We start from the raw sequence: 5,505 nt of genomic DNA, 5'->3' as shown, positions 1-5,505 counted from the left end.
TGTGTGGTGTGTGCGTGTTCTTTGAGAACTCAACAGTGTGTCGATGAATGTCAGTGCCGAATTTTATATTTGGTGAAAGCATCCGATGTCGATGATCATCCGCTTGTGGTGGTTATGGTTGGGTGTTGTTTTATAGCTAGTTGAGTTTTTTTGCTAGTGATTTGGCTCTTATGTCTTTGACTGATTAGCAGCTTCGGCTGTGATATCTAGAGTCTTTTACGGAGAGTTTGATCCTGGCTCAGGACGAACGCTGGCGGCGTGCTTAACACATGCAAGTCGAGCGGTAAGGCCCTTCGGGGTACACGAGCGGCGAACGGGTGAGTAACACGTGGGTGATCTGCCCTGCACTCTGGGATAAGCCTGGGAAACTGGGTCTAATACCGGATATGACCTGCTCTCGCATGGGGGTGGGTGGAAAGATTTATCGGTGCAGGATGGGCCCGCGGCCTATCAGCTTGTTGGTGGGGTAATGGCCTACCAAGGCGACGACGGGTAGCCGACCTGAGAGGGTGACCGGCCACACTGGGACTGAGACACGGCCCAGACTCCTACGGGAGGCAGCAGTGGGGAATATTGCACAATGGGCGAAAGCCTGATGCAGCGACGCCGCGTGAGGGATGAAGGCCTTCGGGTTGTAAACCTCTTTCAGCAGGGACGAAGCGCAAGTGACGGTACCTGCAGAAGAAGCACCGGCTAACTACGTGCCAGCAGCCGCGGTAATACGTAGGGTGCGAGCGTTGTCCGGAATTACTGGGCGTAAAGAGTTCGTAGGCGGTTTGTCGCGTCGTTTGTGAAAACCCGGGGCTCAACTTCGGGCTTGCAGGCGATACGGGCAGACTTGAGTGTTTCAGGGGAGACTGGAATTCCTGGTGTAGCGGTGAAATGCGCAGATATCAGGAGGAACACCGGTGGCGAAGGCGGGTCTCTGGGAAACAACTGACGCTGAGGAACGAAAGCGTGGGTAGCAAACAGGATTAGATACCCTGGTAGTCCACGCCGTAAACGGTGGGCGCTAGGTGTGGGTTCCTTCCACGGAATCTGTGCCGTAGCTAACGCATTAAGCGCCCCGCCTGGGGAGTACGGCCGCAAGGCTAAAACTCAAAGGAATTGACGGGGGCCCGCACAAGCGGCGGAGCATGTGGATTAATTCGATGCAACGCGAAGAACCTTACCTGGGTTTGACATACACCGGAAAGCCGTAGAGATACGGCCCCCCTTGTGGTCGGTGTACAGGTGGTGCATGGCTGTCGTCAGCTCGTGTCGTGAGATGTTGGGTTAAGTCCCGCAACGAGCGCAACCCCTATCTTATGTTGCCAGCGCGTTATGGCGGGGACTCGTAAGAGACTGCCGGGGTCAACTCGGAGGAAGGTGGGGACGACGTCAAGTCATCATGCCCCTTATGTCCAGGGCTTCACACATGCTACAATGGCCAGTACAGAGGGCTGCGAGACCGTGAGGTGGAGCGAATCCCTTAAAGCTGGTCTCAGTTCGGATCGGGGTCTGCAACTCGACCCCGTGAAGTCGGAGTCGCTAGTAATCGCAGATCAGCAACGCTGCGGTGAATACGTTCCCGGGCCTTGTACACACCGCCCGTCACGTCATGAAAGTCGGTAACACCCGAAGCCGGTGGCCTAACCCCTTGTGGGAGGGAGCCGTCGAAGGTGGGATCGGCGATTGGGACGAAGTCGTAACAAGGTAGCCGTACCGGAAGGTGCGGCTGGATCACCTCCTTTCTAAGGAGCATTCTCCAGAAGATGTACCAGCACACAGGTGTTGGATGATGTTCTGGCAGAGCCCGTTTAGGTTCCATATGTGAATCTGCGGGAGCTCACGGGTGGAACACTGACAATGAGATCGTGCGTATCGGTTGATCCTTGGTGGTCGGCCGGCGTGGTCTATATCGGCATACTGTTGGGTCCTGAGAGAACACGCGTGAGTGTGTTTCTTTCTAGGCAAGACGGATACAGGCTTTCACGGTTGTCCATACCGGGTTGTTTCTGCGAGTTTTCTTGTGGGAGTGATTGTTTGATGGCGGCGTTGACGTGGGAGTGTGTGTGTTGTTTGAGAATTGCACAGTGGACGCGAGCATCTTTGTTGTAAGTAATGAAGAGCGTACGGTGGATGCCTTGGCACCAGGAGCCGATGAAGGACGTAGGAGGCTGCGATAAGCCTCGGGGAGCTGTCAACCGAGCTGTGATCCGAGGGTGTCCGAATGGGGAAACCCAGCACGAGTGATGTCGTGTTACCTGCACCTGAATATATAGGGTGTGTGGAGGGAACGTGGGGAAGTGAAACATCTCAGTACCCACAGGAAGAGAAAACAATTGTGATTCCGTGAGTAGTGGCGAGCGAAAGCGGATGAGGCCAAACTTTGTGCGTGTGATACCCGGCAGGGGTTGCGTATGGAGGGTTGTGGGGTTTACTTTGTCGATTCTGCCGGATCGGCCGACAGTAAGAAATCATGGTGTTAGTCGAAGTGGTCTGGAACGGCCTGTCGTAGAGGGTGAGAATCCCGTAGACGAAAATACTGTGACTGTCGTAGTGAATACCCAAGTAGCAGCGGGCCCGTGAAATCTGCTGTGAATCTGTCGGGACCACCCGATAAGCCTGAATACTCCCTGGTGACCGATAGCGGACTAGTACCGTGAGGGAAAGGTGAAAAGTACCCCGGGAGGGGAGTGAAATAGTACCTGAAACCGTGCGCTTACAATCCGTCAGAGCTGGTGAACAGTTTGTTCTGTTGCTGGTGATGGCGTGCCTTTTGAAGAATGAGCCTGCGAGTTAGTGGCATGTCGCGAGGTTAACCCGTGTGGGGTAGCCGTAGCGAAAGCGAGTCCGAATAGGGCGTATCACCGTGAGGTGTGTAGTGGCGTGCTCTAGACCCGAAGCGGAGTGATCTACCCATGGCCAGGTTGAAGCGACGGTAAGACGTCGTGGAGGACCGAACCCACTTAGGTTGAAAACTGAGGGGATGAGTTGTGGGTAGGGGTGAAAGGCCAATCAAACTCCGTGATAGCTGGTTCTCCCCGAAATGCATTTAGGTGCAGCGTCACGTGTTTCTCATCGGAGGTAGAGCTACTGGATGGTCTAGGGGGCTTACCGGCTTACCGAAATCAGCCAAACTCCGAATGCCGATGAGTGAGAGCGTGGCAGTGAGACTGCGGGCGATAAGGTTCGTAGTCGAGAGGGAAACAGCCCAGATCGCCAGCTAAGGTCCCTAAGCGTGTACTAAGTGGAAAAGGATGTGGGGTCGCGAAGACAACCAGGAGGTTGGCTTAGAAGCAGCCACCCTTGAAAGAGTGCGTAATAGCTCACTGGTCAAGTGATCCTGCGCCGACAATGTAGCGGGGCTCAAGTACACCACCGAAGCTGCGGCACTCATACAATAGCCCGCATGTTCCTTACGAGGAGTGTGCCAGGTGTGTGGGTGGGTAGGGGAGCGTCGTGCAGCCATGGAAGCATCGGAGTGATCCAGGTGTGGAGGCTGTGCGAGTGAGAATGCAGGCATGAGTAGCGAAAGACGAGTGAGAAACTCGTCCGCCGAATGACCAAGGGTTCCTGGGCCAGGTTAATCCGCCCAGGGTGAGTCGGGACCTAAGACGAGGCCGACAGGCGTAGCCGATGGACAACGGGTTGATATTCCCGTACCCGTGTGAACGCGCCCATGGTGAATCAGTGATACTAACTGCCCTGAATCCACGTTACTGATCTCTTTCGAGAGTGAGGGGTGTGGTGGATGCGCAGGACCTGATCTGGTAGTAGCCAAGCGATGGGGTGACGCAGGAAGGTAGCTGGGCCAGTCAGTGGTAATACTGGTGTAAGCCTGTAGGGCGAACGGTAGGCAAATCCGCCGTTCATGATGCCTGAGAGGTGATGCGTAGCCGATTGAGGCGAATTCAGTGATCCTATGCTGCCGAGAAAAGCCTCTAGCGAGCTTTCACACGGCCCGTACCCCAAACCGACACAGGTGGTCAGGTAGAGAATACTAAGGCGATCGAGATAACTATGGTTAAGGAACTCGGCAAAATGCCCCCGTAACTTCGGGAGAAGGGGGACCCTGTCTGGTGATGAACTTTTCGTTCTGAGCTGGGTGGGGTCGCAGAGACCAGTGAGAAGCGACTGTTTACTAAAAACACAGGTCCGTGCGAAGTCGTAAGACGATGTATACGGACTGACGCCTGCCCGGTGCTGGAAGGTTAAGAGGACCGGTTAGTCACTTCGGTGGCGAAGCTGAGAATTTAAGCCCCAGTAAACGGCGGTGGTAACTATAACCATCCTAAGGTAGCGAAATTCCTTGTCGGGTAAGTTCCGACCTGCACGAATGGCGTAACGACTTCTCAGCTGTCTCAACCATAGACTCGGCGAAATTGCATTACGAGTAAAGATGCTCGTTACGCGCGGCAGGACGAAAAGACCCCGGGACCTTCACTATAGCTTGGTATTGGTGTTCGGTTCGGTTTGTGTAGGATAGGTGGGAGACTGTGAAGCGGTGACGCCAGTTACTGTGGAGTCGTTGTTGAAATACCACTCTGATCGTATTGGATACCTTAACCTCGGACCATGATCTGGTTCAGGGACAGTGCCTGGTGGGTAGTTTAACTGGGGCGGTTGCCTCCTAAAATGTAACGGAGGCGCCCAAAGGTTCCCTCAGCCTGGTTGGCAATCAGGTGTCGAGTGCAAGTGCACAAGGGAGCTTGACTGTGAGACTGACACGTCGAGCAGGGACGAAAGTCGGGACTAGTGATCCGGCACCGGCATGTGGAAGCGGTGTCGCTCAACGGATAAAAGGTACCCCGGGGATAACAGGCTGATCTTCCCCAAGAGTCCATATCGACGGGATGGTTTGGCACCTCGATGTCGGCTCGTCGCATCCTGGGGCTGGAGTAGGTCCCAAGGGTTGGGCTGTTCGCCCATTAAAGCGGCACGCGAGCTGGGTTTAGAACGTCGTGAGACAGTTCGGTCTCTATCCGCCGCGCGCGTAAGAAACTTGAGGAAGGCTGTCCCTAGTACGAGAGGACCGGGACGGACGAACCTCTGGTGTGCCAGTTGTTCCACCAGGAGCACCGCTGGTTAGCTACGTTCGGAAGGGATAACCGCTGAAAGCATCTAAGCGGGAAGCCTGTTCCAAGATGAGGTTTCTCACCCCCTCGAGGGGGTAAGGCCCCCGGCAGACCACCGGGTTGATAGGCCAGAACTGGAAGTCGGGTAACCGATGTAGGTGACTGGTACTAATAGGCCGAGGACTTACCACAAAGAAGCTACGCGTCCACTGTGCAATATCTGAAACAGCACACGTTTCAGTATTACAAAATTGAATGAGCCAACTTCATTCACCGTTATGTGTGAATGGTTCGTTGTGTTCCGTGTGTAACTGTTTCATAGAGTTACGGCGGCCATAGCGGAGGGGAAACGCCCGGTCCCATTCCGAACCCGGAAGCTAAGCCCTCCAGCGCCGATGGTACTGCACTCGACAGGGTGTGGGAGAGTAGGACACCGCCGAACACA

Annotated in this window: 3 rRNA genes; all 3 read left to right on the top strand. The window is 54.9% G+C overall.

The features are described 5' to 3' along the window. Positions 1 to 215: 215 nt before the first annotated feature. The 3 genes from BJD99_RS12195 (at position 216) to rrf (ending at position 5,502) form a co-directional block, all read left to right on the top strand. Positions 216 to 1,733: ribosomal RNA gene (locus BJD99_RS12195) — 16S ribosomal RNA — on the top strand. A 361-nt stretch (positions 1,734 to 2,094) separates the two neighbouring features. Next, positions 2,095 to 5,252: ribosomal RNA gene (locus BJD99_RS12190) — 23S ribosomal RNA — on the top strand. A 133-nt stretch (positions 5,253 to 5,385) separates the two neighbouring features. Next, positions 5,386 to 5,502, top strand: a 5S ribosomal RNA gene (gene rrf / locus BJD99_RS12185). Together the 16S, 23S and 5S rRNA genes form the textbook arrangement of a ribosomal RNA operon. Positions 5,503 to 5,505: the final 3 nt, after the last annotated feature.

The organism is Rhodococcus sp. 1163, assembly GCF_002091985.1.
In the GTDB taxonomy this organism is placed as follows: Bacteria; Actinomycetota; Actinomycetes; order Mycobacteriales; family Mycobacteriaceae; genus Rhodococcoides.
Note: the sequence above shows the minus strand (reverse complement) of the source record. Positions and strands in the feature narration are given on the sequence as shown.